The organism is Spongiibacter thalassae (assembly GCF_012272835.1).
Lineage (GTDB): Bacteria > Pseudomonadota > Gammaproteobacteria > Pseudomonadales > Spongiibacteraceae > Spongiibacter > Spongiibacter thalassae.
In genome coordinates, this window is sequence record NZ_JAAWWK010000002.1 from 261,508 (window position 1) to 280,180 (window position 18,673).

An 18,673-nucleotide genomic window follows, 5' to 3' on the forward strand; every position below is an offset into this window, starting at 1 on the left:
ACGCGCCACCGCAAATCACTACAGGACGATACCTAATGACGATTTCTTCCTTCATGCCTCCCGTTCGTACCCTGATGGGTCCCGGCCCCTCCGATGTTCATCCGCGTATATTGGCGGCGTTGGCGAGGCCTACACTGGGTCACTTGGACCCTTTGTTTGTGGGCATGATGGACGAACTCAAGCAGCTGCTGAAATACGCCTTCAATACCGAAAACGAGTTGACCCTGCCAATTTCCGCGCCGGGTTCAGCGGGTATGGAAGCCTGCTTTGTGAATCTGGTTGAGCCGGGCGACAAGGTTGTCGTGTGTGTTAACGGCGTATTTGGCAAGCGCATGTGCGAGAACGTCACTCGTATCGGGGCTACCGCGGTCACCGTCGATTGTGCCTGGGGCCAGCCGGTTGACCTCGCTCAGGTTGAAACGGTGCTCGAACAACACCGCGATGCGAAGATTCTGGCCTTTGTCCACGCCGAGACCTCCACCGGCGCCCTCAGCGATGCGCAGGCGCTGTGTGCACTGGCGAAGAAATATGAGTGTTTGACGATTGTTGATGCGGTGACCTCCCTCGGCGGTGTCGAGCTGCGTGTCGATGACTGGGGCATTGATGCTATTTATTCGGGAAGCCAAAAATGCCTGTCCTGTACGCCGGGTCTGTCCCCGGTCAGCTTCAGCGATGCAGCGGTTGCAGCAATCAAGGCGCGCAAGCACCCGGTGCAGAGCTGGTTCCTGGATATGAATCTGATCCTGGGCTACTGGGGTGAAGGCGGCAAGCGTGCCTACCACCACACCGCACCGGTGAATGCCTTGTACGGCCTGCACGAATCTCTGGTGATGCTGCAGGAAGAAGGACTCGAAAACGCCTGGCAACGTCATGCGGCGATGCATGCCTCGCTGGCAGCGGGGCTGGAGGCACTGGGTGTACACTTTGTGGTCGACGCCGGCAGTCGCCTGCCGCAGTTGAACAGTGTCTACATTCCCGACGGGGTTGATGACGCCAAAGTGCGCCAATACCTGCTTGCCGAGCACAATCTTGAAATTGGTGCCGGCCTCGGCGACTTTGCCGGAAAAGTCTGGCGGATCGGCCTGATGGGCTATAGCGCTCGAAGCGAAAATATCACTCTGTTACTGACTGCCCTGGCCGAGGCGATGACTCAGCAGGGTTATGTTTGTAGCGCAGAGGATGCACTTGCCGCGGCGATTAAGTGAGAACGCTGATGGGCGGCGGCGCAAATTCTGCTAAGCTCGATTAATCTTTTTGTCTGGATAGAAATGTGAGTGAGACTAGCCTGATATTGGAGCGGGTCAGGGATGACCTGTTTACCGCCATAGAAGAAGACACATTGTCCCTGCCAACCTTGCCGGAGGTCGCGCTGGAAATACGCGCGGCTGCGTCAGACCCCGATGTGGATATTTCTGTGTTGGCGGCCATTATTGAAAATGATACGTCGATTGCGGCGCGTTTGATTCGAGTTGCCAACAGCGCAACGGTGAGGGGGCGAGAGCCCACCGTCGATGTGAAGTCGGCCATTGGTCGAATAGGGATGAGTTATACCGCGTCGCTGGTGACCAGCCTGGCGATGCAGCAGATATTTTTATCGACAACAGAATCCCTGAACAAGCGGATGCGGTCCATCTGGGTACACTGCGCCGATGTGGCTGCAATTTGCCACACCCTCGCGGCACAGCATAAGCATCTCAAGCCAGATCAGGCCACACTGGCGGGAATTTCACACCAGATCGGCACGCTGCCGATACTGTCCTATGCGGCGAATCGCGGCTTTTTGCGTGATAATCCCGCGCTGCTGGATAAAATATTGATTTGCCTCAGTCCGATGGTGGGAACCAAGGTGCTGGCATCCTGGGGGTTTCCGCCGGAGCTTGTGGCGGTGCCCGAGGCTCACTTGCAATTCGGGCGTGAGGTTGCAGAGGCGGATTATGCGGACCTGGTCACCGTGGCCAACCTGCAGGCCTACCACGGAACCGAGCACCCGCTCGGGGCGGTGGATTGGCAGACGGTGAGCGCGTTTAAACGACTGGGTATGGCCACTACACCCGGTGATGACGACGAGGCCTATTTGCAGCAGATCGAACAGATGCAGAGCGTGTTGCGCGGCTGATCCCGCGATTATTTGGGTTGCGCGTCGAACTGCTGGCCGTTTACTGTGCGGCTGGCATCGCTCATCAAGTACAGATATAGCGGCATAATCGCCTCTGGGTCCGGATTGTTGGCCGGGTTCTCGCCCGGGTAGGCGGTGCGTCGCATGGTGGTATTTGTCGCGCCAGGGTTGATGCTGTTTACCCGTGTACCGTTCAGTTCAAATTCTTCATCAGCCAAAATCTGCATCATCGCTTCGGTGCCGAATTTAGAGACCGAATAAGCTCCCCAGAACGCTCGGCCCTGACGGCCAACGCTAGACGAGGTGAACAGCAGCGAGCCGTGCTCGGCGGTGGCCAGCATCGGCAATAGTGCCTGGGTCAGCATAAATTGCGCGGTCAGGTTGACGTGGAGCACCTCTTCCCAGCTGTCCTGGGTGGTTTGTGCCAGGCTGCGGCGCTGGCCCAGTACGCTGGCATTGTGCAGCAGGCCGTCGAGGCGACCAAACTCCCGCTCGATAGTTGCCGCCAGCTCCTCGTAGTCGTGCTGACTGGCACCGCGCAGGTGCAGGGGGTAGATCGCCGCCTGGGGATGACCCGCCGCCTCGATTTCATCGTAGACCGCCTCCAGTTTTTCGATCGTTCGGCCAAGGAGTACGACAGTTGCGCCGTGGCTGGCAAAGCTGAGCGCCGCGGCACGACCGATGCCATCGCCGGCCCCGGTCACGAGGATGATCTTGTCTTGCAGGCAGTTGGCGGTGGCGTCAAATTCAGCGGGCAGAGTCAGGGGCACGGTGCTTCCTCAAGTTTTTTTCGATGCTGAGCCAGAACGGTTTCCAGCTCGTCAGCATGGTGAATAATATAGTCGGGCAGCCAGTCTTCAACTGACTCACCCTCGGAAATATAACCAAAGGCACAGGCAATGGTGGCCATGCCCGCGTTGCGTCCGGCGTCGATGTCACGGCGGTGGTCGCCGACGTAAACCGCTTCCTTCGGGTTCACGCCAAGTTCCTTGCAGGCAAGGTAAATGGGCTCGGGGTCGGGTTTGCGATGGGTGACGTGATCGGGGCAAATCGCGCTGCCGCAACGCCCGTCGAGGTCCAGTGCGCGCAGCAGTGGTTCGGTGAAACGCGAGGGCTTGTTGGTGACAATGCCCCACTTCAGTCCCTGGGCTTCCAGCTTGCGCAGCTGTGCATCCATACCGGGGAATAACGTGGTTTCTACCGCGATCTGGGTTTCATAGCGGTCGAGAAACGCGGCCAGCAGCGCGGCGAAATCGGGGTGATCCGGGTCGATGCCAAAGCCGAGGTTGACCACTGCGCGAGCACCGTCGGACACGCGACGCCGCACGGCTTCGTAGTGCTGCAAGGGGCGCTGGTGCTCGTTGAGCAGGCCGTTCAGTACTCGAGTGAAGTCGGTGGCAGTGTCGAGCAGAGTGCCGTCGAGGTCAAACAATACGGCCTTCAGCATTCGACGGGCTTCTTCACATGAACCATGTAGTTGACGTCGACATCGCGCTCGTTCAGTCGGTAGGTCTTGAACAGAGGGTTATAGGTCAGTCCGGTAATGTGCTGGAGTTGCAAATTGGATTCGCGAATCCAGTCGGCCAGTTCCGAGGGGCGAATAAACTTGCTGTATTCGTGGGTGCCCTTGGGCAGCAAACCGAGAATGTATTCTGCACCGACAATACTCAGGGCAAAGGCCTTGGGGTTGCGGTTGATGGTAGAAAAGTAAATGTCGCCACCTGGCTTGCACAGTTTGGCACAGGCGCGAATGACCGACGCCGGGTTCGGCACGTGCTCGAGCATTTCCAGACAGGTGACAATGTCGTAATACCCGGCCTTATCCTCGGCCAGTTCTTCTGCTGTCGTCTGAAAATAATCGACCTTGGCGCCGGACTCCAGTTGGTGCAGGCGGGCGACGTTCAGGGGGGCTTCACCCATGTCGATGCCGGTGACCCGGGCACCGCGCATGGCCATGGCCTCTGACAGAATGCCGCCGCCGCAGCCCACGTCTACGACCCTGCATTCTGCGACCGGCGAGCGCTCGTCGATGTAGTTCACCCGCAGGGGGTTGATGTCGTGCAGGGGTTTGAATTCGCTGTTGCGATCCCACCAGCGGTGGGCGAGTTCTTCGAATTTGGCGATTTCTGCCGGATCGACATTGGCGTGGTTACGAGTGGATTGCATTACTTTTCTCCGCTGATTTTAGAGCGCCAGTGTCGGGCTTTGTCGGCGATTTCCTGGCTGTCCAGGGTAGTCAGTTGGCCATTATCCAGCATTCGCCGCCCCTTGATCCAGCTGTGACACACCCGGTGGCTGATATTGCTGTACACGAGCTGGGACGTTGGTCGGTAAACGGGCTGTTGCGCCAGGTCAGACAGGTCGATGCTGATCAGGTCAGCCTGCTTGCCGACCTCCAGGCTGCCGGTGAGGTGGTCGATACCCAGGGCGCGGGCGCCGTTGATCGTCGCCATTTCCAGTGCGTAGTAATCGGGAATGGCGGTGGCGTCGCCGCTAACCGCCTTGCCCAGCAGAGCCGCGGTGCGCAATTCGCCGAACATATCCAGGTCGTTGTTGCTGGCGGCGCCATCGGTGCCCAGCGCAACGTTTATTCCAGCCTGGCGCATTTTTTCTACCGGTGAAAAGCCGCTGGCCAGCTTCAGGTTGGACTCGGGGCAATGCACAGCGTGGCTGCCGTGCTCGGCGAGTACCGCAATGTCATTGTCGCTCATATTGGCCAGGTGGACGCATTGAGTACGGGGGCCGAGCAGGCCGAGCTTGGCGAGGCGTTCAATGGGGCGCAGGCCGGTCTGTTTGACGGCATCGGCGATTTCCTGAGCGGTCTCATGCAGGTGGATCTGAATGGTGCAGTCGAGTTCTTCGGCAAATACCGCGGTTTTACTGAGTGCGGTATCGCCCACGGTATAGGGGGCGTGGGGGCCAAAACCAATGCTGATCAGGTCGTTGTGCTTGTAGGTGTCGCGCAGTGCCAAGCCCTTGCGGAAATAGTCGTCGGGACCGCTGCCCCAGGCGCAGGGGAAATCGAAAATGGGGAAGGCGAGTTGGGCGCGGATGCCGGCGCGGCGCACAACATCGGCGCAGATCTCGGGAAAAAAATACATATCGCTGAAGCAGGTGGTGCCTCCGCGCAGCATTTCGGCGATGGCCAGAGCGCTGCCGTCACGCACAAATTCTTCGTTCACCCACTGACCTTCCGCCGGCCAGATATGCTCGTTCAGCCACTCGTGCAGGGGGTAGTCGTCGGCGAGGCCGCGAAACAGGCTCATGGCGCCGTGACCGTGGGCATTGATAAGCCCGGGCATCAGTACCTGCTCGTCGAGCCACAGGCTTTCGTCGGCGGTGATGTGCCGCGCTTCCTCGGCGGGCATGATGCCGCTGATAACACCATCGCTGACCGCCAGCGCGTGATTTTCCAGCACCGGAAAGCCATCGCTGACTGGCAAAATCCAGCGGGCGAAGATCAAAAGGTCACATTTCGTCGGGTTGGCAGGGCCCATGATTGGCAGCTTCCTGTTGAAAATTGCGAAGTATACCTGTTCTTGTTGTCCCTTGGGATTTACCGGGGGCGCAATTCCGTCTCTGTGCGGGGTAGTGCCTTGATTTTCGGCGTCTTTGAGCTGTCTATGGCGATGTGTAATATGCTAATATCGACGTTTTGTTTCCGGCTTGGGTCGCGCGTTTTCGGGTGACTCAAACGGGCTGGGAAAGCAGTGAGGCTGCGGTCCGTGCTGCGTGTCGGGTTTGTGCCAGACAATGGGTACATGAAATCGGACACTGGAATCAATTGGGGCTGCTGACAATAAGGATACATCCGCTACATGGCTGACAAGATTAACGAGATTCTGCCGGTAAATATTGAGGACGAGCTGAAACAGTCCTACCTCGACTACGCGATGAGCGTTATCGTTGGGCGCGCCTTGCCCGATGTGCGCGATGGCCTCAAGCCAGTGCATCGCCGGGTGCTTTTCGCGATGAGCGAATTGGGCAACGACTGGAACAAGTCCTACAAGAAATCTGCCCGTGTTGTCGGCGACGTGATTGGTAAATACCACCCCCACGGAGACTCGGCGGTATACGACACCATCGTTCGTATGGCCCAGCCGTTCTCGCTGCGTTACATGTTGGTAGACGGACAGGGTAACTTCGGCTCCATTGACGGCGATAACGCGGCAGCGATGCGTTACACCGAAATCCGTATGCGCAAGATCTCCCACGAGATGCTCGCGGACCTGGATAAAGAGACCGTCGACTGGGTGCCTAACTACGATGGCACCGAGCAAATTCCTGCTGTACTGCCCACCAAGGTGCCCAGCCTGCTGATAAATGGCTCTTCGGGTATCGCCGTTGGTATGGCGACCAATATTCCGCCCCACAACCTCACTGAGGTAGTCAACGGCTGTTTGGCACTGCTGGATAACAGCGAGCTGACCGTCGAAGAGCTGATGGAGTATATCCCGGGCCCGGACTTTCCTACGGCGGCGATCATCAATGGTCGCGCTGGTATCGTCGAGGCCTACAAGACCGGTCGCGGTCGAATTTATGTGCGCGCCCGCGCCGAGGTCATCAGCAACGAGAAGACCAACAAAGACACCATTATTATTTCCGAGCTGCCCTATCAGGTGAACAAGGCACGGCTGATCGAAAAGATCGCCGAGCTGGTGAAAGAAAAGAAAATCGAGGGTATTTCCGAACTGCGCGATGAGTCTGACAAGGACGGCTTGCGTGTCGTTATAGAAATGAAACGCGGTGAAAGCGGCGAAGTGGTGTTGAACAACCTTTACGCCCAAACCCAGCTGCAGAACGTCTTTGGCATCAATGTGGTAGCGCTGGTTGACAATCAGCCGCGCATTCTCAATCTGAAAGAGCTGCTGGAATACTTTATTCGTCACCGCCGTGAGGTGGTAACTCGCCGTACCGTTTACTTGCTGCGCAAGGCGCGGGAGCGCGGTCACGTGTTGGAAGGCTTGGCGGTTGCCATCTCCAATATCGACGAGGTCATCGCCACCATCAAGGCCTCTGCCACCACCCAGGAAGCCCGCGAAAACCTGATCTCGCGGGGGTGGAAGCTGGGTGATGTCAGCGCCATGCTCGAGCGTGCCGGTGAAGACGCCTGCCGCCCCGACGGCCTGGAGCCACAGTTTGGTGTGCGCGATGGACAATACTGGCTGTCAGCGGCGCAGGTACAGGCAATACTGGAACTGCGTCTGCAGAAGCTGACTGGCCTGGAACACGAGAAGCTGCTTGGTGAGTACCAGGAAAAACTCGCCGAGATTGCCGAGTACCTGGGCATTCTGGCTGACCCGGAAGTGCTGCTTAATGTGATCCGTGAGGAATTGAAGCAGGTCGTAGCAGAGTATGGTGATGAGCGTCGCACCGAAATTGTGGCGTCCCAGCTCGATCTGAACCACGAAGACCTGATTCCCGAAGAAGAGCGGGTGGTGACGATTTCCCACGGTGGCTACGCCAAGTCGCAACCCCTGGATACCTATGCCGCCCAGCGCCGTGGCGGCATGGGCAAGTCTGCCACCGCAGTCAAGGAAGAAGACTTTGTTGAACACCTGCTGGTGGCCAATACCCACGACACGATTTTGTGTTTCAGCAATATCGGCAAGGTGTATTGGCTGAAGGTGTATCAAATTCCGGTTGCCGGGCGCAATTCACGGGGTCGCCCGATGGTGAACCTGCTGCCCCTGGGAGAGGAAGAACGTATCACCTCGATTCTGCCGGTGCACGATTACACCGAAGGCTATTTCATTTTTATGGCTACCAAACAGGGTACGGTGAAAAAGACCCCGCTGGAGGCTTTTTCACGGCCCCGCAGTGTGGGTTTGATTGCACTGGACCTCGATGAAGGGGATGTGTTGATCGGTACTTCGATTACCGATGGCAACAATGACGTAATGTTGTTAACCAGCGGTGGCAAGGCGGCTCGCTTCGCCGAGGGCGATGTGCGGGCGATGGGCCGTACTGCTCGGGGCGTGCGCGGTGTGCGTATGGACGAAGGGCAGCAGGTGATCGCGATGATTATCCCCAAAGAGGGTGGTCGCGTACTCACGGTGTCGGAAAACGGCTACGGCAAGCGTACCAATGTTGAGGACTTCCCCTGTAAGGGGCGGGGTAACCGCGGTGTTATCGCCATGACCATGAGCGAGCGCAACGGTGAGCTGGTGGGTGCGGTACAGGTGTTCGACGGTGACGACCTGATGCTGATTTCCGACCAGGGTACATTGGTGCGCACCCGCACCGACGAGGTGTCTCTACTCAGTCGTAATACCCAGGGCGTGAGGGTGATTCGTCTGCGTGAAGACGAGCATCTGGTTGGCGTGCAGCGTGTTGCCGAGCAGGACATCAAGATCGACAGTGACGAGGGCGACGATCCTGATGTCGAGGCTGATGCCAGCGAGGTAAGTGTTCCCCCGGTTGAGGGTGGTGAACAGGCCGACGCCAGCGATGAGAACCCCGCCGCCGAGTAATCGGCGGCAATAGATTTCTTTTACATTTTCAGTGGAGCAGTGGTGCACTATGGCACGTTGTTATAATTTTTGTGCGGGTCCAGCGGCAATGCCTGAAGCGGTGCTGCGTCAGGCAAAAGAAGAATTGATGGACTGGCGTGGTCGCGGTCTGTCGGTGATGGAAATGAGCCACCGCTCGGACGAGATGGTCTCTATTGCAACCGAGGCAGAGGCGGATTTCCGCGAGTTGCTGGGTATTTCCGACGACTATGCAGTGCTGTTTTTACAGGGCGGCGCCAGCAGCCAGTTCGCGGCGATTCCGCTGAACCTGGCCGAGGAAAACTCGGTGGTGGATTACGTCAATACCGGGCAGTGGTCGAAAAAAGCCATTAAGGAAGCTTCGCGCTACGCCAAGGTCAATGTCGCGGCCAGTTCAGAGGACACCAACTTCACCACTATTCCAGCCTTCGACAGCTGGCAGCTCAGTGACAATGCGGCCTACCTTCATTACACCCCCAACGAGACTATCGGTGGGGTAGAGTATTTCTGGACACCCGAGTCCAGGGCGCCGCTGGTGGCGGATATGTCATCAACGATTTTGTCGCGACCCATTGATGTCGATAAATTCGGTTTGATTTATGCCGGGGCACAGAAGAATATCGGCCCTGCGGGACTGACCATTGTGGTGGTACGCAAGGATCTGCTGGGCAAGGCCCGAGCGATCACGCCGACCATGCTCAACTACCAGACGGCGGCTGAAAACGACTCCATGTACAACACGCCGCCCACCATGGCCTGGTATCTGTCGGGTCTGGTGTTCAAGTGGCTCAAGGCCCAGGGTGGCCTACAGTCGATGGAAGTGATAAATCGTCGCAAGGCGGAAAAACTGTATGCCTATATCGACGGCAGTGGCTTCTACAGCAACCCGGTTGAGGTGGCCAGCCGTTCACTGATGAATATTCCCTTTGTTCTGGCCGATGCCAAGCTCGACAAGGCCTTCCTGCAAGGCGCTGATGACGCCGGCTTGCTGAACCTCAAGGGGCACCGCTCTGTGGGCGGTATGCGTGCCAGTGTCTATAACGCTGTGCCGGAAGAAGCGGTGGATGCACTGATCGACTATATGAAAGATTTCGCTCGGGAAAACGGCTGAGACAATGGCTTCGGATAAAGACATCGACCTGGGGAGTCTGCGCCGGGATATCGACCGGATAGACAGTCAAATCCACCAGTTGCTGAATGAACGTGCCCGCTGTGCGCAGCAGGTTGCGATAGTAAAGCAGCGGGAGTTTGAGGCGGCGCAGCAGTTCGAATCCGGTACTGACAGCAGCAGTGCCCAGCAGCTGTTGTTTTACCGCCCTGAGCGCGAGGCCCAGGTGTTGGAGCGAGTGAAAGCCGCTAATACCGGCCCCTTGGCGGACGACACCGTCGCCTATATTTTCCGCGAAATCATGTCGGCCTGTCTGGCGCTGGAAAAGCCTATGGAAGTGGCGTATCTGGGGCCAGAGGGAACCTATACCCAGGCAGCGGCGATCAAGCACTTTGGTCACGCGGTTATCAGTGTACCCATGACTACCATCGACGCGGTGTTCTCCCAGGTTGAGTCAGGACAATGCCACTATGGCGTGGTGCCGGTGGAAAATTCTACCGAGGGAATGGTATCCCACACCCTCGATGCCTTTGTGAACTCGTCGTTGAAAATCTGCGGTGAAGTGGAGCTGAGGGTGCGGCTGAACTTGCTGGTCGCCCAGGGTGGCGAAGCGGACATCACGCGTATCTGTGCCCACCAGCAGGCGCTGGCACAAAGCCGTTTATGGTTGGATGCCAATTTCCCCAACATTGAGCGCGTGGCAGTCAGCAGCAACGGCGAAGCGGCGCGTATTGCCGCGAAGGAAGCGGGTACCGCGGCGATTGCCAGCGACCTGGCGGCACAGAAATACGGTTTGATGGCACTGGCCAGCGGTATTGAAGACCAGCCGGATAACACCACCCGGTTTTTGGTCATTGGTCGCGAAAATGTGTCCGCCAGTGGCAAAGACAAAACTTCCATCGTGGTATCTGCCCATAACCGCCCGGGGGCACTGTTCAAGCTGCTGGAGCCTTTCCAGCAGTCCAATATCATGCTGACACGTATTGATACTCGGCCGTCGCGCACGGAAACCTGGACCTATGTCTTCTTTATTGAATTCGAAGGTCACCAGGACGACCCGGAAATTGCGGCTATTCTTGATAATATTTCCCAGCAAACCGTGATGTGCAAGATCCTTGGTTCCTACCCCAAGGCTGCTCTGTGAGTGAAAACATGAGTTGCGATTTTATCGCCCTGGCGAACAGGGGCATACAGGGTTTGCAGCCCTATCAGCCGGGTAAGCCGATTGAAGAGTTGGAGCGCGAGCTGGGCTTGCGCAATGTGGTCAAACTGGCCAGCAATGAAAACCCCCTTGGGCCGCCGGCATCTGCCCTGCGAGCCTACCGCAATGCGGCGGAAGATCTGCACCTGTATCCCGACGCGGGGGGCTTTGAACTCAAGGCCTGTCTGTCTGCCGGGCTGGCGGTGTCGCCGGCGCAGATTACCCTGGGGAACGGCTCCAACGATATTCTCGACCTGCTGGCGCGGGTTTTTCTGGATGAACACAGCAGTGCGGTGTTTTCCCAGTATGGCTTTATCGTCTATCCGATTGCCACTCAGGCTGTGGGGGCCACCGCCAAGGTGGTTCCGGCGAAAGACTGGGGGCACGACCTTCCAGCTATGGCCGCGGCGGTGGATGAGTCTACCCGCCTGGTGTTTATCGCGAATCCGAATAATCCCACTGGCACCTGCCTGGGTGAAGAGGCGTTGCGACAATTTATGGCTGCTGTGCCCGAGCGGGTGGTGGTGGTGCTGGACGAAGCCTATGCCGAATACGTCGGCGACGACGCCTACCCCGATGGTGTTGCACTGCTGTCGGACTACCCCAATCTGGTAGTGACGCGTACTTTCTCCAAAGCCTTTGGTTTGGCGGGCTTGCGGGTGGGTTATGCGGTGAGTCACCCGCAAATCGCTGACCTGCTGAATCGAGTGAGAGCACCATTTAACGTCAGCGTGCCGGCGATGGCCGCTGCGGTAGCGGCCTATACCGACATGGCCTACCTGGCCCGCAGTCGAGAAGTGAACGAGGCGGGTATGGCGCAGTTCACAAAGGGGTTGGCGGAATTGGGCCTGGCCTTTATTCCCTCGGCTGGCAATTTTATCACCGTGCAAATGCCCGGCGCGGCGCTGCCTTATTATCAGGCTTTGCTTCATAAAGGCGTGATTGTGCGACCGATTGGCGTTTACGGTATGCCGGACCATCTGCGTATTTCGATTGGTCTTGCCGAGGACAATGCCCGTTGCCTGACGGCATTGAAACACGTATTGGCAGAGGGTGTGGGCACGGCGTGAAAATTGGCAAGCTGACAATTATTGGCCTCGGCCTGATGGGAGGCTCACTGGCCAAAGCCTTGAAAGCCGCCTCGGCGGTTGATCAGGTGTGGGCTACTGGTCGCCGCAGCGCTTCTCTGGAAAAAGGTCTTGAACTGGGGGTTATCGACCACTGGAGTCTGGACCTTGCCGAGGCGGTAAAAGGGGCTGATGTGGTGCTGGTGGCCACGCCGACGTTGATTGCCGAACAAATTCTTGCCGACCTGCAACCCCTGCTTGATGATCATATGGTAGTGACTGATGTCGCCAGTGTGAAAGGCAATATTCAGCAGGCGGCGGAGCGGGTGTTTGGTCAGGTGCCGCCGCGTATGGTTCTGGGCCATCCGATTGCCGGCTCTGAGCAGAGCGGTGTTGAAGCGGCCCGGGCCGAGTTGTTTAAAGACCATCGAGTGATTCTTACGCCCTTACCCCAGAACGACCCTGCAGCAGTGCAGTTGGTTCGGGACATGTGGCAGTGTGCCGGGGCGGAAGTGGTTGATATGCCTGTTGCCGAACACGATGCGGTGCTGGCGGCGACCAGTCATTTGCCCCATGTGCTGGCCTATACCCTGGTCGACGCTCTGGCGGCCAATGGCTCGGCAAAGGATATATTTCGTTTTGCAGCGGGAGGATTTCGGGACTTTACCCGCATTGCCTCCAGCGACCCCACCATGTGGCACGATATTGTGCTGGCCAATCAGGATGCGATTCTGTCGGGTCTGGACGATTTTTCTACCCACCTTGAATATGTGCGAAAATGCATCGCTGACGGCGACGGCGCGGCGATCAAACAGGTCTTTGAACGCGCTAAATCGGCCCGTGATGAGCACTTTCTGGGCCAGTATCTCGCCACGCGAAAACCGGACTAATTACGAGTATTGAATTGTGGAATTTCTAGCTAAAGCGGGTGGCCAGGTATCTGGCGCCATTCGTGTGCCGGGGGATAAGTCTATTTCCCACCGGTCGATCATGTTTGGTGCAATAGCCGACGGCGTCACGACGGTGGACGGTTTTCTGGAGGGGGAAGACGCCTTGTCGACCCTGAAGGCCTTTCAGGCGATGGGTGTGCAGATCGACGGCCCGGAAAAAGGCCGCGTGGTCATTCACGGGGTCGGTCGTGACGGTTTGCAGGCGCCCGCTGGTGACCTGTACATGGGGAACTCCGGTACATCCATGCGTTTGCTGGCGGGACTGTTGGCCGGTCAGGCCTTTGATGTCACCCTGACGGGTGATGTATCCCTGAGCAAACGCCCGATGGAACGGGTTGCCAAGCCGCTGCGTGAAATGGGTGCTGTGGTGGAAACCGCCGAGGGTGGTCGTCCGCCGATGCGTATTCGCGGTGGGCAGAAGCTCAAGGGCATTCATTATCAACTGCCGATGGCCAGTGCCCAGGTGAAATCCTGTGTATTGCTCGCCGGGTTGTACGCCGAGGGTGAAACCAGTACCACCGAGCCTGCTCCGACCCGGGACCACAGTGAGCGAATGCTGCGCGGATTCTCCTATCCGGTAGCGGTCGAGGGCGCCACCGCACGCTTGCAGGGTGGCGGACGTTTGACTGGTGTGCACATCGACGTTCCCGCGGATATTTCTTCCGCTGCCTTCTTTATGGTCGCGGCGAGTATTACCCCCGGTGCTGATCTGGTGCTTGAACACGTGGGCATGAACCCGACCCGTGTCGGTGTCGTCAATATTCTGCGTGCGATGGGGGGGGACCTGACCGTGTTCAACGACCGTGAGGTTGGTGGTGAGCCGGTGGCAGACATCCGCGTGCGCCACGCCCAACTCAAGGGGATAGATATTCCTGAAGATCAGGTGCCCCTGGCCATCGACGAATTCCCGGTGCTATTTGTGGCGGCGGCCTGTGCTGACGGCCGCACGGTGCTGCGCGGTGCAGAAGAACTGCGGGTAAAGGAGAGCGACCGGATCCAGGTTATGGCCGACGGTCTGGTGAGTCTCGGCGTTAAGGCCGAAGCGACCCCGGACGGTATTATTATCGACGGTGGTCCCATTGGCGGTGGGCGCATCAATAGCCATCACGACCACCGCATTGCCATGTCCTTTGCGGTGGCCTCGCTGCGCGCCACTGACACAATACATATAGAAGACTGTGATAACGTGGCTACGTCGTTCCCTAATTTTGTCGAGCTGGCACAGCAGGTCGGAATGAATATTGAGGTGGTGTCGTGAACGCACCGGTGGTGACCATTGACGGCCCCAGTGGTTCGGGCAAGGGCACACTGTGTCAAATGCTCGCGCTGAAACTGGGATGGCATCTGCTGGACAGCGGTGCCCTCTACCGGCTGACGGGAATGGCGGCGGATCGACACGGAGTGTCGCTGGAGGATGAGGCGGCAGTCGCCGCGCTGGCCAGTGCGCTGGATGTTGAGTTTTTACCCGGTGAACAGGGTCAGCCCAGTCGAGTGATCCTTGAGGGTGATGATGTCAGCGGGGAGTTGCGAACTGAAACCACCGGCAATCTGGCGTCGCGGGTTGCGGTACTGCCGGCGGTGCGCCAGGCGTTGCTGCAGCGTCAGCGGGATTTTGCCTGTGCACCGGGGTTGATTGCCGATGGCCGTGACATGGGGACGGTGGTTTTCCCAGAGGCGCCGGTGAAGGTCTATCTGACCGCCAGCGCTGAGGAGCGGGCCCAGCGCCGCTACAAGCAGTTGAAAGAAAAGGGCAATGATGTTAACCTCGCGACCCTTTTGGAAGAGATCCAGCTGCGTGACAGGCGTGATTCAGAGCGCGAGCACGCGCCACTGAAGCCTGCCGACGATGCGATTGTTGTCGATAGCAGTGGTTTGGATATCGACCAGGTGTTTGCCCGGGTGCTGGATGAAGTCAGCGCCCGCATTGCTGTTTCTGCCCGGTAATAACCTGGCAGCTAATTGATTTTCTAAGGGTTTTTCTGCAGGTGTTATACCAGCTAGCCTGTAGATTGACTTTAAAAAACTGACCCGCGTTAGCTGGTGATGCGGCGATATGGTGGCTTTGCCACATTTAATTTCAGGTAATGACTAATGAGCGAAAGCTTTGCTGAACTGTTTGAAGAAAGTTTAAAAACGATCGATATGAAGCCGGGTTCCATTGTGACCGGTGTAGTTATCGACATCGACAGCGACTGGGTAACTGTCCACGCCGGTCTGAAGTCGGAAGGGGTTATCCCCCGCGATCAGTTTGTCGCTGAAGGCGGCGAATTCTCTCTGCAAATTGGTGACGAAGTACAGGTTGCCCTCGAATCCGTTGAAGACGGCTTCGGCGAAACCCGTCTGTCACGCGAGAAAGCAAAGCGTGCCGAGGCCTGGACCGCACTGGAAGCTGCTCACGAAGCAGAAGAAACAGTGACCGGTATTATCAATGGCAAGGTCAAGGGTGGTTTCACCGTCGATATCAACAGCATCCGCGCGTTCCTGCCCGGCTCGCTGGTTGACGTTCGTCCGGTTCGTGACACTGCTCACCTGGAAGGCAAAGAACTCGAATTCAAAGTTATCAAGCTGGACCAGAAGCGCAACAACGTTGTCGTTTCCCGTCGCGCGGTACTTGAGAGCGTTAACAGCGAAGAGCGCGAAGCGCTGCTCGAGTCGCTGCAGGAAGGTATGGTCGTTAAAGGTATCGTTAAGAACCTGACCGACTACGGCGCGTTTGTTGACCTGGGTGGTATCGACGGTCTGCTGCACATCACCGATATGGCGTGGAAGCGTATCAAGCACCCCGGCGAGATCGTGAATGTTGGCGACGAGATCGACGTGCGCATTCTGAAGTTCGACCGCGAGCGCAACCGTGTGTCACTGGGTCTGAAGCAGCTGGGCGAAGATCCCTGGGTTGCTATCAAAACCCGTTACCCGGAAAACAGCCGCGTGAAAGCGAAAGTCACCAACCTGACCGACTACGGCTGCTTTGCTGAAATCGAAGAGGGTGTTGAAGGTCTGGTTCACGTTTCCGAAATGGATTGGACCAACAAAAACATCCACCCATCCAAAGTCGTTAATGTTGGCGACGAAGTGGAAGTGATGATTCTGGACATCGACGAAGAGCGTCGTCGTATCTCTCTGGGTATCAAGCAGTGTCAGCAAAACCCATGGGATGCCTTCGGTTCACAGTACTCGAAGGGCGACCGTATCAGCGGTGCGATCAAGTCTATTACTGACTTCGGTATCTTCATCGGTCTGGAAGGCAACATCGACGGTCTGGTTCACCTGTCTGACATCTCCTGGAACGAAACCGGCGAAGAGGCCGTGCGCAAGTTCAAGAAAGGCGACGAAATCGAGACAGTTATCCTGTCCATCGATCCCGAGCGCGAGCGTATTTCTCTGGGCATCAAACAGCTGGAAGAAGATCCCTTCTCTGACTACGTGGCCGTTAACGATCGCGGTAGCATCGTAACCGGTGTGGTTAAAGAAGTAGATGCGAAAGCAGCGATCATCACCCTGGCTGACGAAGTTGAAGGTGTGTTGAAGGCTTCTGAAATCAGCCGTGACCGCGTTGAAGATGCGCGCAATGTGCTGAAAGAAGGCGATTCCGTTGAAGTTAAAGTGATCAGTGTAGACCGCAAGAACCGCGCTCTGACCCTGTCTATCAAAGCGAAAGACATGGAAGACGAGAAAGAAGCGGTGAAAGCACTGCGCGAGAAGGAAGTCGAAGCCGCAGCTCCTGCGACAATCGGTGACCTGATCAAAGCTCAGATGGAAAACAAGGACTAATACTCCTTGCTACGGGTATTCTCTCAGAGAATACCCGTAAGCTACTGGCTTATAAGCAAAAAAGTGCTAAGCTAGGCTTGATGTCGGGAATGACGGGATTAAGCAATGACCAAATCGGAGTTAATCGAGCTGATCGCAGAGCGGCAGCCACAGTTATCTCATAAGGATATAGAGCTGGCGGTGAAGACCATGATCGAGCATATGTCTCAGGTCCTGGCGACCGGCAGCCGCATTGAAATCCGTGGGTTTGGCAGTTTTTCTCTTCACTACCGTGAGCCGCGTATGGGGCGCAATCCCAAAACCGGTGAAACAGTAGAGCTCCCAGGGAAGTACGTGCCCCATTTCAAGCCGGGCAAAGAGCTGAGAGAGCGGGTGAATTTAAGCCTGAACTCCGGCTAGCCTAATATGCTGGCCTTAATTATTAAGAAACGGTATGGTCTTTGGCTATACCGTTTTTTTTTGATGGAAATACTAATAAATGCGTCTGCTTAAGTCTCTGCTGGCTCTGTTGCTGGTAATTGCGGTAATCGTAATAGGATTGTTGTTCAGCATGGAAAATACGGCCACGGTGCCGCTGAGTATTCTCGTTACGGATCTGCCGGAACAGCGCATATCCACCTGGATTCTATTGTCATTTTTTCTTGGCGGTTGCCTCGGACTGCTGTCTTCGACACTGGTGATTTTGCGCCTGCAAGCCTCCCGCATCGCGCTGCGGCGCAGTCTGGAGCAGTCCGCCCGGAAAGCCGCCACGGAAAAACGGGGGTAAGTGTTTAAATTGATGGACAGCGGCTTGCTGCCATATCTGTTTTTACTTTTGGCGGTCATTATCGGTTGGCTGTTGGGGCGCTACTCTCGCTCGGAAAAGCCGGATCAGGTCGATCAGGAAGAGGCCTCCTACTACCGTGGTCTGCGTTTTCTGCTCAGCGAACAGCCCGGTACCGCTGTGGATCAATTTATCGACGCTATTCCGGTCAGTGAAGACTCCCTGCCTACCCACTTGTCGCTTGCAAACCTGATGCGGAGCAAGGGTGAGTTGGAGGCGGCAACAAGGATTCATCAGAACCTGCTGTCGCGGCCTACGCTGCCGCAGGACAAATTGCATCAGGTACATCTGGAACTCGCCAAGGACTATATCTCAGCAGGCCTGTTAGATCGGGCTGAGCGACTGCTGCGTGACCTGGCAGAGGAATCTGAAAGTTGGGCTAAGGAGGCGCTGGAACAGCTGCAGCATATTTATCAGGCCGAGCGGGACTGGCTTCGCGCCGTGGCGGTGGCCCGACGGCGTCTGCCCAAACCGGGTTGGCTGCTAAAAGCCAAGTTCGATGAGGCTCAGCAGGCGGTCGCGACGGCGTTGAGTCATTACCACTGCGAGCTGGCGGAGCAGGCCCTGTCCAATGGCCGGGAAAGTGAAGCGCGCAAGGAATTGCAGCATGCCCGGCAAATGGACAAGGACAACGTCCGTGCCTGCCTGATGATGGCGCGATTGTCGCTTCGGGAGCAGCCCCAGTACAGTCTGAATTTATTGCATCGCCTTGCAGAGTCTCAGTCGGCCTATGCTGCAGAAGTGTTGCCGATATTTCGCGAAGCCTTTCTGCGTATGTCTGACGCTGATGCCTACCAGGTGGCGCTACAGCAGTTGGCGAATGTGACCGGCAGCGCCGCGCTGCATATTGAGGTTGCCCGGCTTCTGAGGGAATCTTCTGGCGATGCGGAAGCGCGGCGCTACTTGCTTGAGGCGGCCAGGCAGCGCCCCAATCTGGGCATACTTACAGCCCTGCTTGCCAGTGAAGGCTCCGAGTCCAGCGAGGTGCTGGCTCCAGCGCTGAAACTGATACTGAAAGAAACCCCCCAATACCGCTGTCGTCGTTGTGGATTTTCCGGTCGTAAGCTGCACTGGCTGTGTCCCAGCTGCGAGCAGTGGGGTACTATTGCACCCATACGTGGTACCCAAGGCGATTGATTATCCCCC

17 protein-coding genes are annotated in these 18,673 nt (G+C 57.2%); 13 read left to right on the forward strand and 4 right to left on the reverse strand.

The genetic code is table 11. From position 1 onward, the window contains the following. The first annotated feature begins 35 nt into the window (after positions 1-35). Positions 36-1,205: a pyridoxal-phosphate-dependent aminotransferase family protein gene (locus HCU74_RS05415; RefSeq protein ID WP_168449404.1), complete on the forward strand. Its 1,170-nt coding sequence runs from the start codon at positions 36-38 to the stop codon at positions 1,203-1,205. 65 nt (positions 1,206-1,270) lie between these two features. Continuing rightward, a complete protein-coding gene (locus tag HCU74_RS05420) occupies positions 1,271-2,116 on the forward strand; it encodes an HDOD domain-containing protein (protein WP_168449405.1) in 846 nt (281 codons plus the stop codon). An 8-nt stretch (positions 2,117-2,124) separates the two neighbouring features. On the opposite strand, the gene HCU74_RS05425 is transcribed toward HCU74_RS05420, so the two are convergent. Genes HCU74_RS05425 through HCU74_RS05440 form a run of 4 tightly spaced genes read right to left on the reverse strand, consistent with a single transcriptional unit; the run spans position 2,125 to position 5,613 of the window. Beyond that, the gene (locus HCU74_RS05425) at positions 2,125-2,886 is read right to left on the reverse strand and encodes a YciK family oxidoreductase (RefSeq protein ID WP_168449406.1); all 762 of its coding nucleotides are present in this window, start codon (positions 2,884-2,886) and stop codon (positions 2,125-2,127) included. Then, positions 2,877-3,563 carry an HAD-IA family hydrolase gene (locus HCU74_RS05430; protein ID WP_168449407.1) on the reverse strand — a complete coding sequence of 229 codons (687 nt, stop codon included), beginning with the start codon at positions 3,561-3,563 and terminating at the stop codon, positions 2,877-2,879. The genes HCU74_RS05425 and HCU74_RS05430 overlap by 10 nt, the downstream gene beginning before the upstream one ends. Beyond that, complete coding sequence (gene ubiG, locus HCU74_RS05435) at positions 3,557-4,282, reverse strand: bifunctional 2-polyprenyl-6-hydroxyphenol methylase/3-demethylubiquinol 3-O-methyltransferase UbiG (protein WP_168449408.1); 726 nt, start codon at positions 4,280-4,282, stop codon at positions 3,557-3,559. Before ubiG ends, HCU74_RS05430 begins: the two co-directional genes overlap by 7 nt. Then, a complete protein-coding gene (locus HCU74_RS05440; RefSeq protein WP_168449409.1) occupies positions 4,282-5,613 on the reverse strand; it encodes a TRZ/ATZ family hydrolase in 1,332 nt (443 codons plus the stop codon). Before HCU74_RS05440 ends, ubiG begins: the two co-directional genes overlap by 1 nt. 321 nt (positions 5,614-5,934) lie before the next feature. On the opposite strand from HCU74_RS05440, the gene gyrA reads away from it, so the two are divergent. From gyrA to HCU74_RS05490, 11 genes are all read left to right on the forward strand, one after another. Next, positions 5,935-8,589 (forward strand): DNA gyrase subunit A, encoded by a 2,655-nt coding sequence (gyrA, locus tag HCU74_RS05445; RefSeq protein WP_168449410.1) that lies wholly within the window; start codon positions 5,935-5,937, stop codon positions 8,587-8,589. Positions 8,590-8,638: 49 nt separating this feature from the next. Next, positions 8,639-9,718: a 3-phosphoserine/phosphohydroxythreonine transaminase gene (gene serC, locus HCU74_RS05450; RefSeq protein WP_168449411.1), complete on the forward strand. Its 1,080-nt coding sequence runs from the start codon at positions 8,639-8,641 to the stop codon at positions 9,716-9,718. Positions 9,719-9,722: 4 nt separating this feature from the next. Further along, a complete protein-coding gene (gene pheA / locus HCU74_RS05455; RefSeq protein WP_168449412.1) occupies positions 9,723-10,859 on the forward strand; it encodes a prephenate dehydratase in 1,137 nt (378 codons plus the stop codon). Then, a complete protein-coding gene (gene hisC / locus HCU74_RS05460) occupies positions 10,856-11,986 on the forward strand; it encodes a histidinol-phosphate transaminase (RefSeq protein ID WP_345889654.1) in 1,131 nt (376 codons plus the stop codon). The genes pheA and hisC overlap by 4 nt, the downstream gene beginning before the upstream one ends. Then, complete coding sequence (locus HCU74_RS19750; RefSeq protein ID WP_345889655.1) at positions 11,983-12,873, forward strand: prephenate dehydrogenase/arogenate dehydrogenase family protein; 891 nt, start codon at positions 11,983-11,985, stop codon at positions 12,871-12,873. Before hisC ends, HCU74_RS19750 begins: the two co-directional genes overlap by 4 nt. A 16-nt stretch (positions 12,874-12,889) precedes the next feature. Continuing rightward, entirely contained in the window at positions 12,890-14,191 is a 1,302-nt protein-coding gene (gene aroA / locus HCU74_RS19755; RefSeq protein ID WP_345889656.1) for a 3-phosphoshikimate 1-carboxyvinyltransferase, read from the forward strand. Further along, the gene (gene cmk, locus HCU74_RS05470; RefSeq protein ID WP_168449413.1) at positions 14,188-14,877 is read left to right on the forward strand and encodes a (d)CMP kinase; all 690 of its coding nucleotides are present in this window, start codon (positions 14,188-14,190) and stop codon (positions 14,875-14,877) included. The genes aroA and cmk overlap by 4 nt, the downstream gene beginning before the upstream one ends. Before the next feature lie 147 nt (positions 14,878-15,024). Further along, positions 15,025-16,704 (forward strand): 30S ribosomal protein S1, encoded by a 1,680-nt coding sequence (gene rpsA / locus HCU74_RS05475; RefSeq protein WP_168449414.1) that lies wholly within the window; start codon positions 15,025-15,027, stop codon positions 16,702-16,704. Positions 16,705-16,809: 105 nt separating this feature from the next. Beyond that, on the forward strand, positions 16,810-17,103 hold the full coding sequence (locus tag HCU74_RS05480; RefSeq protein ID WP_168449415.1) for an integration host factor subunit beta: 294 nt from the start codon (positions 16,810-16,812) through the stop codon (positions 17,101-17,103). 79 nt (positions 17,104-17,182) lie between these two features. Further along, positions 17,183-17,470, forward strand: a complete 288-nt coding sequence (locus tag HCU74_RS05485; protein WP_168449416.1) for a LapA family protein — start codon at positions 17,183-17,185, stop codon at positions 17,468-17,470. Then, positions 17,471-18,664, forward strand: a complete 1,194-nt coding sequence (locus HCU74_RS05490) for a lipopolysaccharide assembly protein LapB (protein WP_168449417.1) — start codon at positions 17,471-17,473, stop codon at positions 18,662-18,664. Positions 18,665-18,673: the final 9 nt, after the last annotated feature.

Coding starts and splice junctions, on each gene's coding strand:
- pheA (WP_168449412.1), top strand. CDS start 9,723: ATGGCTTCGGATAAAGACATCGACCTGGGGAGTCTGCGCCGGGATATC.
- ubiG (WP_168449408.1), bottom strand. CDS start 4,282: ATGCAATCCACTCGTAACCACGCCAATGTCGATCCGGCAGAAATCGCC.
- HCU74_RS05485 (WP_168449416.1), top strand. CDS start 17,183: ATGCGTCTGCTTAAGTCTCTGCTGGCTCTGTTGCTGGTAATTGCGGTA.
- serC (WP_168449411.1), top strand. CDS start 8,639: ATGGCACGTTGTTATAATTTTTGTGCGGGTCCAGCGGCAATGCCTGAA.
- HCU74_RS05440 (WP_168449409.1), bottom strand. CDS start 5,613: ATGGGCCCTGCCAACCCGACGAAATGTGACCTTTTGATCTTCGCCCGC.
- gyrA (WP_168449410.1), top strand. CDS start 5,935: ATGGCTGACAAGATTAACGAGATTCTGCCGGTAAATATTGAGGACGAG.
- HCU74_RS05480 (WP_168449415.1), top strand. CDS start 16,810: ATGACCAAATCGGAGTTAATCGAGCTGATCGCAGAGCGGCAGCCACAG.
- HCU74_RS05430 (WP_168449407.1), bottom strand. CDS start 3,563: ATGCTGAAGGCCGTATTGTTTGACCTCGACGGCACTCTGCTCGACACT.
- HCU74_RS05415 (WP_168449404.1), top strand. CDS start 36: ATGACGATTTCTTCCTTCATGCCTCCCGTTCGTACCCTGATGGGTCCC.
- rpsA (WP_168449414.1), top strand. CDS start 15,025: ATGAGCGAAAGCTTTGCTGAACTGTTTGAAGAAAGTTTAAAAACGATC.